Source organism: Actinoplanes sp. NPDC049668, from assembly GCF_044465445.1.
GTDB lineage: Bacteria > Actinomycetota > Actinomycetes > Mycobacteriales > Micromonosporaceae > Actinoplanes.
In genome coordinates this window covers 181,328-195,588 of sequence record NZ_JBITLR010000005.1, presented here as the reverse complement: position 1 = coordinate 195,588, position 14,261 = coordinate 181,328, and the positions used below count along the sequence as shown (strand labels likewise).

General features: G+C 72.4%; 11 protein-coding genes. 3 read left to right on the top strand and 8 right to left on the bottom strand.

The window, feature by feature from the left end; translation table 11 throughout:
- Window positions 1-242 precede the first annotated feature (242 nt).
- The 3 genes from ACIBSW_RS22090 (at window position 243) to ACIBSW_RS22080 (ending at window position 3,674) form a co-directional block, all read left to right on the top strand.
- Window positions 243-1,802, top strand: a complete 1,560-nt coding sequence (locus tag ACIBSW_RS22090; protein WP_354720871.1) for a M1 family metallopeptidase — start codon at window positions 243-245, stop codon at window positions 1,800-1,802.
- Between the two features lie 136 nt (window positions 1,803-1,938).
- A complete protein-coding gene (locus tag ACIBSW_RS22085) occupies window positions 1,939-2,655 on the top strand; it encodes a GNAT family N-acetyltransferase (RefSeq protein ID WP_354720869.1) in 717 nt (238 codons plus the stop codon).
- Between the two features lie 11 nt (window positions 2,656-2,666).
- A complete protein-coding gene (locus ACIBSW_RS22080; RefSeq protein WP_354720867.1) occupies window positions 2,667-3,674 on the top strand; it encodes a DUF6461 domain-containing protein in 1,008 nt (335 codons plus the stop codon).
- Here ACIBSW_RS22080 and ACIBSW_RS22075 read toward each other — a convergent pair.
- From ACIBSW_RS22075 to ACIBSW_RS22040, 8 genes are all read right to left on the bottom strand, one after another.
- Complete coding sequence (locus ACIBSW_RS22075) at window positions 3,654-4,862, bottom strand: serine hydrolase (protein ID WP_354720865.1); 1,209 nt, start codon at window positions 4,860-4,862, stop codon at window positions 3,654-3,656. The genes ACIBSW_RS22080 and ACIBSW_RS22075 overlap by 21 nt on opposite strands.
- A gap of 166 nt (window positions 4,863-5,028) precedes the next feature.
- Window positions 5,029-6,870 carry a Xaa-Pro dipeptidyl-peptidase gene (locus tag ACIBSW_RS22070; RefSeq protein WP_354720864.1) on the bottom strand — a complete coding sequence of 614 codons (1,842 nt, stop codon included), beginning with the start codon at window positions 6,868-6,870 and terminating at the stop codon, window positions 5,029-5,031.
- A gap of 39 nt (window positions 6,871-6,909) precedes the next feature.
- Window positions 6,910-7,224, bottom strand: a complete 315-nt coding sequence (locus ACIBSW_RS22065; protein ID WP_354720863.1) for a hypothetical protein — start codon at window positions 7,222-7,224, stop codon at window positions 6,910-6,912.
- 241 nt (window positions 7,225-7,465) lie between these two features.
- Window positions 7,466-7,981, bottom strand: coding sequence for a hypothetical protein (locus ACIBSW_RS22060; protein ID WP_354720861.1), 516 nt, complete (start codon window positions 7,979-7,981; stop codon window positions 7,466-7,468).
- On the bottom strand, window positions 7,978-10,041 hold the full coding sequence (locus tag ACIBSW_RS22055; RefSeq protein ID WP_354720859.1) for a galactose oxidase early set domain-containing protein: 2,064 nt from the start codon (window positions 10,039-10,041) through the stop codon (window positions 7,978-7,980). Before ACIBSW_RS22055 ends, ACIBSW_RS22060 begins: the two co-directional genes overlap by 4 nt.
- Complete coding sequence (locus ACIBSW_RS22050) at window positions 10,038-11,213, bottom strand: glycosyltransferase family 2 protein (RefSeq protein ID WP_354720857.1); 1,176 nt, start codon at window positions 11,211-11,213, stop codon at window positions 10,038-10,040. The genes ACIBSW_RS22055 and ACIBSW_RS22050 overlap by 4 nt, the downstream gene beginning before the upstream one ends.
- Window positions 11,210-12,760, bottom strand: a complete 1,551-nt coding sequence (locus tag ACIBSW_RS22045) for a phospholipid carrier-dependent glycosyltransferase (RefSeq protein ID WP_354720855.1) — start codon at window positions 12,758-12,760, stop codon at window positions 11,210-11,212. The genes ACIBSW_RS22050 and ACIBSW_RS22045 overlap by 4 nt, the downstream gene beginning before the upstream one ends.
- Window positions 12,757-13,995: a glycosyltransferase gene (locus tag ACIBSW_RS22040; protein ID WP_354720854.1), complete on the bottom strand. Its 1,239-nt coding sequence runs from the start codon at window positions 13,993-13,995 to the stop codon at window positions 12,757-12,759. The genes ACIBSW_RS22045 and ACIBSW_RS22040 overlap by 4 nt, the downstream gene beginning before the upstream one ends.
- Between the last annotated feature and the right edge of the window lie 266 nt (window positions 13,996-14,261).

Below are 14,261 nucleotides of genomic sequence, written 5' to 3'. Positions count from 1 at the left end.
AACGGACGGCCACGGACCGTCGCGCGATCAGTGATGCGCGGTGTCCACGCCGCCCGAGGCCTGCTGCTTGCGGCGGCAACCTTCATGACCGCGCTATCCGGTCTCATCGTCGCTCTCGCGCACCGCTAGACCCATCATGTGGGGGCCGGGTGGCCCGGTCCCCACATGAAGGCCCCGATGCATCGTGATCGGCGGGTGGAAGTGCGTTGCGGTATCCGGATGGGCGCGTAACGTCACCGGCCATGAGAACGTTCATCGGCAGCCGTCTGTCTATGCTCGTCGCCGGCAGCGCGGCGGTGCTCGTCGCGACCGCCGGGGTGGCCCCTCCCGCATACGCGGGCGGCGGCGCCCCGGCACCGGGCTCGGCCGGCCTCGGGGACCGGCTGTATCCCCTGCTCGGCAACGGCGGGTACGACGTGCAGGACTACAACCTCAGGGTGCTCTACCCCGAGAAGGATCCGAAGCAGACGGTGACCGGCACCGTGACGATCACGGCCGTCGCCACCCAGAACCTCTCCCGCTTCAACCTCGACTTCGGTGGTGACTCCGTCGGCAACGTCAAGGTGAACGGGTCCGCCGCCGGATTCGCCCGCGACGGCGACGAACTGGTGATCACGCCGCGGCACTACCTGAAGCGGGGCGCGCGCTTCTGGGTCACCGTCAGCGACTACCGGTCGACGCCGATCGAGGCCAACGCCGATTCCCCGGCCGGCTTCGTGACCACGGCCGACGGCACGTTCATGGCCGGCCAGCCGGACCAGTCGCACAACTACTTCCCGAGCAACGACCACCCGCGGGACATGGCCACCTACACGATCACGCTCACCGCCCCGGCGGGCTGGACCGCGGTCGCCAACGGCCGGCACCTCGGCGACCGGAGCCACGGCGGATACGTCTCCTCCGTCTACCGCGAGTCCAAGCCGATGGCCAGCGAGCTGATCCAGGCGGCCGTCGGCGACTTCGTCGTGCACACCCGGCCGCCGGTGAACGGCGTGCCGATCCGCGACGTCGTCCCGCGCCGCCTCGCCGGCGATCTGCTGCCCAAGGCCGAGGTCGAGCGTCCGCAGCTGTCCTGGATGATCGGCAAGGTCGGGCGTTACCCGTTCGAGAACTACGGCTCCCTCGTGGTCGACACCGACCTGGGCTTCGCACTGGAGACCCAGACCATCTCCCTCTACGACACCAGCCTGTTCGGCGCACCGAAGTTCGTGCTCGACCCGGTGATGGCGCACGAGCTGGCGCACATGTGGTTCGGCGACAGCGTGGCGCCGTCGTCGTGGAGCGACGTGTGGCAGAGCGAGGGCCACGCGACCTGGTACGAGCTGCTCTACGCCGAGGAGACCGGCGTCTTCCAGCAGTACACCGGCACCCCGAACCGGGAGGCGTACTTCAAGGCCGCCTATGCGCGCGGCGACCGCTACCGCGCACGCTACGGCCCGGTGGCCCACCCGCTGCGGTCGGACTCGATCTGGGACGTGTTCAACCCCAACGTGTACGACGGCGGAGCGCTCGTCCTCTACGCACTGCAGCAGCGGATCGGCGTCCGGAACTTCGAGACGCTCGAGCGGGCCTGGGTGGCCCTGAACCGCGGCAAGTCGGTCTCGACCCAGGACTTCATCGCGCTGGCGTCCCGCATCTCCGGGCAGAACCTGCGTGGCTTCCTGAACGACTGGCTCTACGGCACGAAGACGCCGCCGATGCCCGGCCACCCGGACTGGACGGTGACGCCGCCCCCGGCGCCGTCGTCCGCCGCGGCGACCACGTCGACGCCGGCCGCCAAGGAGCTGGTCAGCCACCGCTGACCGGCAGCACTCTCCCTTTCGTGATCCCCCGCCGGCCATTTCGGTCACACGTAGAAGTCCGGCCGGCGGGGACCACGATCACCCTGGATGACGAGGCCGGTCATGACCGGGCTCACCTGATTGCGATCATTCAGCCGTGACCGACGATGTCCTCCTCGAACACGCTCGGCGGCTCTGGGCCACCCTGGCCGCGGCACCGGTCACCGTCAGCACCTCAGCCGTCGAGGTGGCCGTCTCCCCACGGTCGTCGCTGTGTCCGCCGGGCTGGGTCGGCATCGTCGTGGTGGGAAACGCCGCGATCGCCACCGCCCCTGACGGCAACGCCGCCGAGCTGGTGCGGCAGGCTCTGAACAGCCTCCCGGCCGCCGCCAGGACCGACCCGGCCGGTGTGTGCGCCAGGTTGCCGATCATCGAGACTCTCGGACCAGCGACCTTGGCCTACTGCGACACGGCCGGCTTCCGGCCAGGTGAGTCCGGTGCCGTTCAGACAAGCCCGGCCGACCACGCGGACCTGGCAGCGTTGCTCGCTCGGGTGCCGGCTGAAGATGCCGCCGAAGCGGGCCTGGATGAGATCACCTCCCCGGCATTCGTGGTACGGAGCGGACCGGAGATCATCGCGGCGGCCGGCTACCAGGCTTGGCCCCGGGATACCGCTCACCTCAGCGTGCTGACGGCTCCGGTCGCACGCGGGCGTGGGCTCGCACGCGTCGTCGCCGCCGCGGCCGTCGCGGACGCGCTGCGGGCCGGCCTGCTGCCCCAGTGGCGGGCTCGCCCGGCAGCGTCACGCCGAGTGGCCGAAGCACTCGGCTTCAGGGAGCTGGGCTCGCAACTGAGCGTTCGCCTCACGCCCTAGGCTGGTCAATCGTGGATGACCTTGAGCATGCCCGGCGGCTCGTCGCCGAACTCGGCGAGAGCTTCTGCCTGACCTTCGTCAAGGACGCCGGCCCGGGCGAGGCGCTGACCCGGATGGGCGCGCTCCCGGACACCGTCGGCGAGCGCGGGCCCGGCGAGCTGTCCGGCCCGGCGACGGCCGCCGCGCTCCCCCTCGGCGGCTGGTCCGTGGTGATCGAGCCCGGCGGCGCCCTTGGCGCCGACCACGCGCTGCTGGAGGCGGCCTCGCGCGGCTCCGCGGCGGTCTCGGTGCTGCGCGGCGAGCAGCACACCGCGCACTTCGGGTACGCCGTCGACGGGGCGACGATCGCGGGCTTCGACCCGGGCTATCCGGCCGAGGAGACCATCTGGGGTGCCGACCCGGGCATGCTGCGCCACCTGATGGACGCGCTGGGTCTGCGGCCGCCGTCCGACGAGTCCGAGACGACCTGGTCGGACGCCGAGGCCCGGGCGATCGTGCTGGCGCAGCGGATCACCGGCGCCCGGGTGCCGGAGGCGCCGCTGGGCGCCGCCCGGCTCTCGGCGCGGCTCGAGCCCTGGTTCGTCACCCCCGCCCGGCCCGGCGACCTGCTGCGCGCCGGCCGGCGCGCGCCGGAGGTGGCCGACCTGGTCGCCGCCGCGGAGGCGGCCGCGGCCGGCGTGCAGCGGGCGGTCGCGGTGGCGGAGGTACGCCGCCAGGCGGCCACGCTCGGCGTCGCGGACGCGCCGGGCCTGGCGGAGGCGCTCGAGGACGCCGCGCGCGGCACCGGCGCCGGCGTCGCCGCCGACTCGCCCCTGGGACTGCGGGTCCGCGAGTGGCTGGCGGCGCCCGGCGCCGACGGGCTCGGCTGGTTCGTCATGAGCCTGCGGGGTGTGCTGGGCGCCGACCCGCGGGTGGCCGTGCTCGCCGCCCTGCGGCCGCTCGCCGCGGGCCCGGGCGCCCTGGCCGACGAGGCGGCCCGGGCGGCGGCGCTGCGCGCGCTACGCGGTCAGGACTCCTGAGTCCACCGAGAGGTGCTCCGCGATCCGGCTCAGCGCGGCGATGGTCTCGCGGTCGCGCGCCTCGTCGTCCTCGGTCGGCCAGGCGCTGGTCTTGACGACCACGACGTCGGCGACCGGGTCGACGAAGAGGTACTGGCCGTGCACGCCGAGGCCGGTGAAGGCGCGGTTCTCGCCGGCGAGGGTCCACCACTGGCCGGAGTAGCCGTAGTGGTCGTAGCCGCTGGGGCCGAGCGCGCCGACGGCCAGGTGCGGGACGTTGCGCACGGCGGTGCGGCGCACCCAGGAGCGGGGCACGAGCTGCTCGCCGGCGAACCGGCCGTCGTGCGACATGATCAGCCCGAGGCGGGCCACGTCGCGGGCGGTCGCGTTGAGCGAGCCGCCGCCGATCGCCGTCCGCGGGCGGGACCGGGAGAGCCAGTAGTAGGCGTCGCGGTCGGCGCCGATGCGGCTCCACAGCGACTCCGCGGCGTACCGGGCCAGGGTGCGGCCGGTGGCCGCCTCGAGCACCCAGCCGAGCAGCTGGGAGTCGAGGGTCGAGTAGTTGAAGCGCGCGCCCGGCAGCGCGGTGCGGCGGGCGCCGCGCAGCACGTCGAGCACGGTGCCGCGGCCCAGGCAGGCCGCCTCGAAGCGCTTGATGTCCGCGCCCGGCACGTCCCACTTCTCCAGGCCGCCGACGCCGCTGGACATGTCGAGCAGATCGGCCAGGGTGGTGCCGTCGTAGGCGGTGCCGGCGAAGTCGGGACGGTAGGCGGTGACCGGGTCGTCGAGGCCGCCGATGGCGCCCTCGGCCATGGCGATGCCGACCAGCATCGAGGTGACCGACTTCGACAGCGAGAAGAGCTGAAGGCGGGTGCGCGGCCCGGCGAAGGTTCCCGGGTAGGCCTCGTGCACCAGCTCGCCGCGGTGCAGCACGACGAACGCCGTGGTGAACGTCCGGCGGTGCAGCTCCGGCAGGCCGTACTCGCGGCCGTCGAACCGGTAGGTCAGGTCGAGGGGCCGCGACCGGCCCGCTAGCGGGAACCGGAACCCGCCCCGCGACACCCGCTCGGTGGGCAGCAGCCGGTTCATGTGGGTGAACGTCCACTCGTTGAACGGGCGCCGCATGATCAGGTCGCCCTGGCGCTCCCACCAGGACTTTCCCGTGGTCGGGGCGTCCTGGTAGGGGTGCTGGTCGGTTGCGTTGGGCATGAAGGTCCCCGTCGTCCTCGTCGATCCGGTGCACGTCGTGTGCGTGGTGCGAGACGTCTCGGAATGGTTCACGCACCGCGGGCCCGTACGGTTCGACGGCGGCCCAAAAAGATCGACCAGGATCGCTGAGCGCCCCACGGGACGGCTGTCCCGTGGGGCGCGTGACTCAGCGGGCCAGCGGGAGCACGATCCGGGAGACGCCCGTCCGCACGCCGACCTCGGTGCCGGCCGGGTACCGCAGGGTGTGGTCCCGGTCGGTGGAGATGAGCACCACGCCGATCCGGTGGCCGGCCGCGAAGACGTGGTCCTGGGTCTGCAGGTCCCAGCTGAACGTGTACGTCTTCCCGGCCCGCACTGGCGTGCTGTGCGCGGCGGAGCGCCGGTTGCGCACGTCGAGCCAGCCGCGGGTGACGATCTCGGACGGCGTCTGCGCGGTCACGTACTCCCGGCGGTTGAAGCAGCCCGGGTCGCCGGGGATGCCAGGGCCGACGCAGTCCTGCACCGACAGCGACCGCAGCCCGGCGTAGCGGTCCGCGACGCCGTAGTCGACGAGCAGCGCGGTCAGGTAGGGCGACGCGCCGTCCAGGTCGGCCCGGACGGTCACCCGCGGCGTGCCGGAGAGCCGGGTCTCGGCGGCGAGCGGCTCGGACAGGTACGCCAGCCGGTTCGGATCGGCGCTCGTCTCGTCGTCGGCGAGCTCGGCCGCGGTCTGCGCCGGGTCGTCCACGAAGGACTGCCGGGCGCCGGCATAGGGCCGCGGCGCCAGGCCCGACTCGCCCAGGAACATCGCGGTGTCCCGGGTGCCCCGCGGCGGCCAGGTGCTGGAGGTCCGCCACACGGTCGGCGCGACCTCGACGTCGGCCATCGGCTCGCGCATGACGCCCGTGTCGATCTTGTACAGCCACTGGTCGAACCAGCGGTGCAGGGTGCTCAGCCACTCGGCGCGGCGCACGTTGAACGGGTCGGTGTGCCCGGCCTGGTGCAGCCAGATCTTGCGCGGCACGTGCCGGCGGGCCAGGGCGTCCCACCACTGCCCGGCCTGCAGGGTCCGGACGTTGTCGTCGTGCAGGCCGTGCACCAGCAGCACGCTGGCGCGCACCTTGTCCACGTCGCGCAGGTAGTCGCGCTCGGCCCAGAACCGGCTGTAGTCGCCGGTGACCCGGTCCTGGTCGCGCTCGATGTCGGCCATGACGCCCGCGCAGACCTCCGGGTTCGCCCGGGTCAGCACCGCCTTGGCCAGCACGTCGGTGTCCTCGCCCTGGAAGCCGCCGGGCGCGACGACCCCGCCGTTGGCGCGGTAGTAGTCGTACCAGCTCGAGATCGCGGCGATGGGCACGATCGTCTCCAGCCCGCGCACGCCGGTCGCGGCGACCGCGTTCGGCAGGGTGCCGTTGTAGGAGACGCCGATCATGCCGGTGCGCCCGGTCGACCAGTCGGCCCGTACCGGCGCGCCGGCGGCGTCGAAGCCCGGCGCGCGGCCGTTGAACCAGTCGACGACCGCCTTCATGCCGAGGGTCTCGTTGCGCCCGCCCGAGGTCGGGCAGCCGTCGGAGCCGCCGCTGCCGAGGCTGTCGGCGAAGACCACCGCGTAGCCGCGCGGCACGAAGTAGTTGTCGAGGTAGCCGGCGAAGAGGATGGTCTCGGCCGCACGGTCGGCGCCGGTCTCGGCCAGGCCCCGGGCGGCGGCCGCGCCGCGGTCGATGTCGTCGTGGTTCGGTACGTCGTTGAGCCCGGCGTAGTAGGGGCTGGCCTGGAAGATCACCGGAACCTTGGCGTCGGTGCGGGGCCGGATGATGCGGACGGCGACCCGGTCGGGCCGGCCGTCGGCGTCGCTGTCGACCCCGGTCTGCACCCAGACCTGCTCGCGGATGGCCTGCGCGTAGTCGTGTACCGGTTCGGTGCCGCTGGCGACCGGGGCGGCCTGTGCCACCGCGGCTGTCGCCAGGACCGTGAGGGCGGCGGTGGTGATGGCGGCGAGGGTGTGCGCCACACTTCGGACGGATCGCATCCGGCGACCCTATCGCCTGCCATCGATGTTCGGGATCGGCTAGGCGACCTGGGTCTCGGGCAGGAACGCCGCGACGAGTGGGCCGCGGGCCCGGCGTGGTCCGGAGCGGCGGCGTCTCGGATAGTTGGCGGCGACCACGCTCCGCGCCCAGCGCATGCGCTGGGCCGCGGCCTCCGGGTTGTCGCCGAAGCCGTACGCCATCTGTGCGGCGCAGCCGCGCACTCCGCCGTGGACACGGACGGCGTCGCGGATCGCGCGCTCGGCGTCCGCCGGGGTGGGATCGGAGCCGGTGGGCAGCTCGCTGGTGAACAGGGCCTCCGCACGGGCGGCCGTGATGATGTCGACGCTTCGCATTGTGCGACTCCTTGGCGGGTCGGGTTATACCTCGAGGATGAAGCCGCCGCGCAAGGAAGTCCTCCGGTTTCCTCCCTGACCCGGACCCCGGTTCTGTGGCCCGCGTCTCAGGGGTGTCGCCCCTACGTAGGACGAACGGCGCGCTCGGTCCTACCGACGATGGCATCGACCAGCCGCGGCCAGGCGGCCCGTGGCAGATCGTGGCCCATTCCCGGGAGGACGAGCAGCTCGGCATGAGCGGTCAGTCGTCGCAGGCGATCTTGTTGCCGTCGCTGTCGAGTTTCTGACGGTCCTCGCCGACCACGCGGAGCAGCTCGAAACCGTGCCCGGCCAGCCACGCGCACCGGTCCGCCGTGCTGGCCGGGAACGTCCACGGCACACATTGGGTGATCGTGCCGTAGTTGTGGTCGCAGCCGTCGACGTTGGCGGGCACGTGATGGGTGCCCGTCGGCGAGGGCAGGGGCCGCTGCGGGCGTACCCCCGGCTGTTGCGCGAAGGTCTGCACTAACGGCCTTGCGGTGGCCGCGGTGGCCGGGGCGGGAGGCACCGAGGCCGGCGGAGACGGCGGCGCGGCGGCGGACGACGGCGGAGGTGCCGCCGAGGTGGCGGAGAGCGGCCAGGTGGTGTCGGTCGGGCGGGGCGCCGCCGCGCCCGCCGGGTGGGTGTCGCGCCCGCCCGGCGCCGCGAGGAGCCAGACCGCCGCGGCCAGGGCGCCGGACATCGCCAGGACCGCGAAGGTGCGGCGCGCCGGGGTCACTTGACCTGGACCCATTGCGCGACCGACGGCACGCCGTTGGTGCCGACCACGTAGAGCATGTACCAGCCGGGCGGCGCCAGGTTCGGGTTGCTGGTCAGGTTCAGCCCGATCGTGTCGCCCTCGACCGTCATCGGCAGGTCGACGTAGCGCTGGTTCGGGTCGCTGGAGTGGGTGACGGCCTGCGGGCGGATCAGGGACGCCTTGAGGATCGGGCCGTCCACGGTGATCGTCTTGCTGGTTCCGTAGGCCCACTGCCGGCCGTCGACGCTCAGGATCTGCGGCCGGGCGCCGTGGAACAGGTACGGCGGCGAGTAGACCGAGATCCGCATGTCGAACGTGCCGTTGCCGGGGTTGTCGCCGACGGACATCACCCGCCCGTCGGGCAGCAGGAACGCCGACGAGTGGTACGTGCGCGGCACCGGGTCGGTCGCCATCCCGGGGATGAACGTGTCCGTCGCCGGGTCGAACATCGACGCCTCGTACACCGGGTCGGCCCGGTTGTGCAGGCCGCCGCCGGTCTCGAAGACCTTGCCGTCGGGCAGCAGGACCGCCGAGACGTACATCTTGCCCTGGTCGGCCGTCTGCGGCACGCCGCCGGTGAGCGTGCCGGTCGGCAGCGGCGGGCCGGGCCGGTAGGCCGGGGTGGCCTGCTTGAGGTCGATCAGGTCGGTGAGCCGGTTGGCGTCCGGGTTGCTGTCGATGTTGCCGCCGCCGAGGGTCAGCACCCGCTGGTCCTGCGCCGGCGGCAGCAGCACGCTCATCGACTGGTCGCGCTCGTCCTTGCCGCGCAGGCCGGTCACCGGGGTGATGGTGCCGGCGCCGTAGTCGTAGATGGACGCGCCCGTGCCGGGCAGGCCGTTGCCGAAGACGTGGCTGCCGGTGTAGAAGAGCCGGCCGTCCTGCATGAGGATCATCGACGGGTACAGGCCCCAGAAGCTCCAGGTCTGGTTGGCCTCGCCGAGCGGGAGCCAGCGCTCATCGGAGCTGTCGAAGTACTGCGTCGCGACGGTGCCGGACGAGTCCTCACCGAGGCCGCCGAGCGAGACGACGTCGCCGTTGCCCAGCACCGTCGCCGACGGATACCAGGAGCCGGCCGACATGTCGTTGACCCTGGTGTACGCCAGGGTGTCCGGGTCGAAGACGAACGAGTCCCGCAGCCCCTTGTAGCCGTGGCTGCCGTCCACGGCCGGGTAGTCCTTGTTGCCGCCCATGACCAGGATCCGGCCGTCGGCCAGCTGGACGTGTCCGGCGCAGAACAGGTCCGCCGGGGTCGCCACGTCGGTGAAGGTGCCGGTCCGCGGCCGGTACACGGCGGTGGTGAAGCTGCCCGCGGCGAACGCGTCCGGGTCGTTGCCCGAGCCGGCGACCAGCAGCACGTCGCCGTTCTTGAGCAGCACGGCGTGGATGCCGCGGACCGGCGCGTCGAACGGCATGACCTGCCAGGCGCCGGCGGTGCAGGCGGCGCCGGCGCTGCACGAGGTGCCGGGCGCCGGCTGCGTCGCGTCGACCATCGAGTAGTCGTCGGTCTGCAGCGTGCCGGCGCCGTAGATGGTGACGCCCCAGACGATCTGGTCGGTGCCGGCGGGCACCGGCGGCGTCCGGACCGTCTGCGGCGTCCAGGCGGTGGTGACGCCCAGCGTCGCGAGGTCGGTCCAGTAGACCCAGCCCTGCGCGACGTCGTGCCGGAACATCGTCATGACGGTGTTCGGCGTGGTGGTCTTGTACCAGACCGAGAGGTCGTACTGGTGGCCCGGCGTCACGTTCGGGGCGCAGGACGGGTTCTCCAGCATCAGGGCCTTGCGGTCGCCGTTGCTGATCGCGTCGACGGTGACCTTCATGGCGTTGGTGCCGCCGTGCGGCGCCGCGTGGGTCACCTCGAAGGTGTGCGTGCTGTCGCCCCAGCCGGACCGCTCCCAGCAGACCGGGAAGCCGTCGGCGCCGAGCGCCTCGAAGCCGGGGTTGCCGAGCAGGTTGGCGCCCGCGAGGGCACGGCCCGGCACGGCCAGCGCCAGCAGCAGGGTCAGGACGACGACCTGGGCCGCCCGGCGCCGGCCGTTCACGCGGTCTCCGCCGCGGCGACACCCGGCCGGGCCCGGTAGATGACCTTGTCGAGGACGAGGAAGCGCAGCACGAACGAGGTCAGCAGCGTGATCAGGTTGGCGGCCAGCACCTCGACGTGCAGGCCGTCGACGAGCAATGCCAGCATCGGGATCCGCAACAGCAGGTCCACGTTGCCCAGCACGAAGAAGCGGCCCATCCGGCCGGACAGGCTGCGGTGCCGGCGGTTGCGGTAGAGCAATGTGTCGGTCAGGACGAAGTTCCAGCCGACCGCGACCAGGTTCGCCGCCACCGCGGCCGGCAGGTAGTGCACGCCGGCGACCTGGGTGAGCAACCACAGGGCGAGCTGGTTGGGCAGCAGGCCGGAGATCCCGATGAGGGCGAAGGCGAGCATCCGGGTACGTTCCGCGCCGAAGCGCAGGATCGCGAGGTGCTTGAGGAACCGCACGCCCTCGGCGAACGTCGACTTGGACTCGCCGGCGTGGCGCTGCTGGAACGTGTAGGGCACCTCGACGATGCGGCCGGGCCGGTTGCGCACGACGAGCTCGAGCAGCACCTTGTAGCCCAGCGGGCGCAGCTCCTCGACCTCGAGCGAGCTGGCGCGCACGGCGAAGAGGCCGCTCATCGGGTCGCTCACCCGCAGCAGCGAGTTGCGGAAGATCAGCTTGGTGGCCAGGGTCGAGCCGCCGGAGACCAGCCGGCGGTAGCCGCCGTCGAGCCCGTCGCGGCCGCCGCCGCCCGCGTAGCGGGTGCCGACGACCAGGTCCGCGCCGTCGCGCAGGCCGGCCGCGATCAGGTCCGGCACGATCTCCGGCGGGTGCTGCAGGTCGGCGTCCAGCACCACGATCCAGGTGCCGCGCGCCAGCCGCATGCCCTCGACGACCGCGCCGCCGAGCCCGCCGGTGCCGTGCTCGCGGTGGTGCACCGTGATCGGGATCGGGCAGGTCCGCGCCGCGCGGCGGATCACGTCCGGGGTGTCGTCGGTGCTGTCGTCGACGAAGACGATCTCCGAGTCGCTCGCCGGCAGCGCCGCCGCGAGCCGCCGCAGCAGCGTGTCGATGTTCTCGCGCTCGTTGAACGTCGGGATGACGATGGTCTGCCGCAGCGCCGTCGCCACCTGCAGTTCGCCGATCGCGCCGGTCAGGGTGGCGCGGTAGTCGCTGGTGAGGGTCACGGCTTCTCCTTGTCGACCCGGCGGATCTCGATGCGGCCGTCCTGCGGGCCGAACGACGCGATCGCCGTGGAATTCGTCAGCAGCTTGGTCACGGTCGGCAGGGAGCCGGGGTCCTGGCGCAACGCCGGCGTGGAGACGATGTAGTCGACGTCGCGCCAGCCGGCGGGCAGCCGGGCGGCGACCTCCGCGTCGAGGTCCAGCTTGTAGAACCAGATCACGTTCTCCCGCCGGTATCCGGCGTTGACGGCGTCCAGCCAGAGCACGTCGTCGAGGACCACCGTGGTGCCCGGGCGGTCCGGCACCTGGGTGCGCAGATAGTTCGCCGCGGCCACGTACTGGGCGTTGTCGTTCGTGGTCAGTGCCCGGCGGTCGCCGACGTACCAGCGGGGCAGCACCAGGGTGAGCGCCGCCGCCGCGGCCAGGGCGAGGATCGACCAGCGCCACCAGGACCGTTCCGGCCGGAGCCGGATCGTGCCCTCCTCGACGACGCCCGCGATGACGAGGGCGAAGAACGGCAGGACCTGCACGACGTACATGGCGGGCAGGTAGCCGCCCGGCCGCAGCGCGACCAGCGCGAGGATCGTCGCGGCGACCGCGGGCGCGCGCAGCCGGCGCACGGCGAGCGCGAGCGCGGTGGCGGCCAGGCCGGCCACCAGGATCACCGTGTCGTAGTAGAGCCACGCGGCGATCAGCGAGCGCGAGCCGGAGCCCTCGTCGAGGACGGTGCCGGAGCCGGAGCGCGACATCAGCTGGAACTGCCAGGCCCCGATGAGCGACACATGCCCGGTGCCGGGGAACAGCTCGCCGCGCAGCAGCGCGTAGAGCGGGTAGAAGGCGCCGACCAGCACCATTCCGCTGACGTAACCGCCGAACGCCCACGGCCGGGTGGAGGTCCGCGCCGCGTTCTGCCACATCGCCACCAGCACCGCCGGCACGGTGATCAGCATCGTCTCCTTGGACAGCACCGACACGGCGGTCGCGGCGCCGGCGGCGGCGTAGTGCCACAGGTGCCGGCGCGGCGAGAGCGCGAGCGCCAGGGCACCGAGCATCCACGCCACCGCGAAACTGTCCAGGTAGATCTGCCGGTTCATGGTGACCGCGAGCGGCGACAGCCCGAGGGTCAGCAGCGCGAGGGACGCGGCCCAGCGGGAGAAGCCCAGCCGCCGGCCGATCAGGTAGACCAGCAGCAGGCTCGCCGCCACGACCGGCAGCATCGCGAGGCGACCGCCGGCGACCGCGAGCAGGTCCGGCGCGAGCGCGGCCGGCAGCCACGCCAGGCCGGCGAGCTGGATCCAGGCGAGCGGTGGGTGGTCGTACCAGTAGGTGTAGTGAGCCAGGCCGTGGCCGTTGCGGACCGCCCAGGCCTGCGCGAGGTAGGTGCCCTCGTCGTCGGTCGCGGTCGGGAAGCCGGTGATGTTCCAGGCCAGGACGAAGAGCACCACGGCGGTCAGGCCGGCGGCGAGGTACAGGTCCGTCCGCGGCCCGCTCCGGCGTGCGGGTTCCGGCTTCGTCTCCGGTACGGCGGGAGCCTCCATGACAAGGGTCATGCCGCGGCACCGCTCTCCATCAGGTGCGCCCCGGTGTGCGCGGTCAGTTCCCAGTCGCGCCGGCCGGTGTACTCGCGCCAGACCGCGCGCAGCGCCGCCGCCGCGAGCACCAGCGCGTACGGGAAGAAGCCGACGATCAGGCGGGTGTAGTGGTGCCAGCGGATGCGCATGCCGTACTGCTTGCCGAAGTCGCGCAGCCCGACCGTCTGGAAGACCAGGTTGGCCGCCATCGGGATGACCGGCACGAAGGTGATCAGGGCGACGAAGACCGGGAGCTCGGCCCAGATGGCGATGGCGATGCCGATCGGGATGACGACGCCGGAGAAGGCCTGCAGGAACGGCTGGGTCAGGGTGTAGCGGGCGAGCATGCGCTGGCCGAAGCCCGGCAGCTTGCGCCACTCACCCTTGCGGTAGACCTGCAGGAAGCCCTGGTTCCACCGGGTGCGCTGCTTGAGCAGCGACGTCAGCGTGCCGGGCGTCTCCTCCCGGGTCACGATCGCCGAGTCGTACGCGACCACCACCTTGGCGCCCCGGCTGGACAACCGCACGCCCAGGTCGCAGTCCTCGGCCAGGCAGGTGCCGTCCCAGCCGTTCGCGGCGCGCAGCACGTCGGTGCGGACGAAGACCGTGTTGCCGCCGAGCGGGATGAAGCCCTTCTCGGCGTGCAGGTGCAGCCTGCTGCGGAACCAGAAGAAGTACTCCAGGCAGTTGTGCAGGCTGTACCAGCTGGAGTGGAAGTTGATCAGCTGGACGCCGCCCTGCACCACGTCGGCGCCGGTGGACCGGAACGCGTGGTCGACGTGCTCCAGCAGCGCCGGGTCCACCTGGTCCTCGGCGTCGAAGACACCGACCACGTCGCCGCGGCAGTACGGCAGCGCGGCGTTGAGCGCCCGCGGCTTGTTCTTGTGCTCGCTGGTGTCGGTCACCACCAGGATGCGGCCGGGCGAGGTGGCCGCGACCCGGTGCGCCACCTCGGCGGTCTCCGGGTCGTCGTGACCCACGATGACGATGATCTCGAAGCCCGTATGCGACGACTCGAGCAGGCGCTCGACGGTGCGCTCCAGCACCGCCTGCTCGTGCCGGGCGGGCACCAGCAGCGAGAACGTCAGCCGGTGCGCGCCGTCCGGCGGCGCGAACCGGGTCGAGGCCAGCGTCTCCGGCGTGCGCCAGGCGTGCATCGTCCACCAGAGGGTGACCGCGGCGAACACCGCGAGCACCAGCGAAACCAGAATCATGACGGCGGCAGCCAATCCCCGTTGCCTTTCCGAATGCGGTGGGCCCCTCCACACCGGCGGCCAAACAATAGCCCGGAATACAGTGGACCGATCAAGTCGGCGCGCAGATGTTTACACCGACCCGGATCCGTTCTCGGAAATGGATGGCGCCGGTAACACGGGCTTAATTTACGGCCCGGGAATCAGGCGATCACCGCACCAATGTCGAGCCCAGATCTGACATCGCGGGATTCGCTGGGTTATGGCCGGTTCAAGCCGTTGCCGCG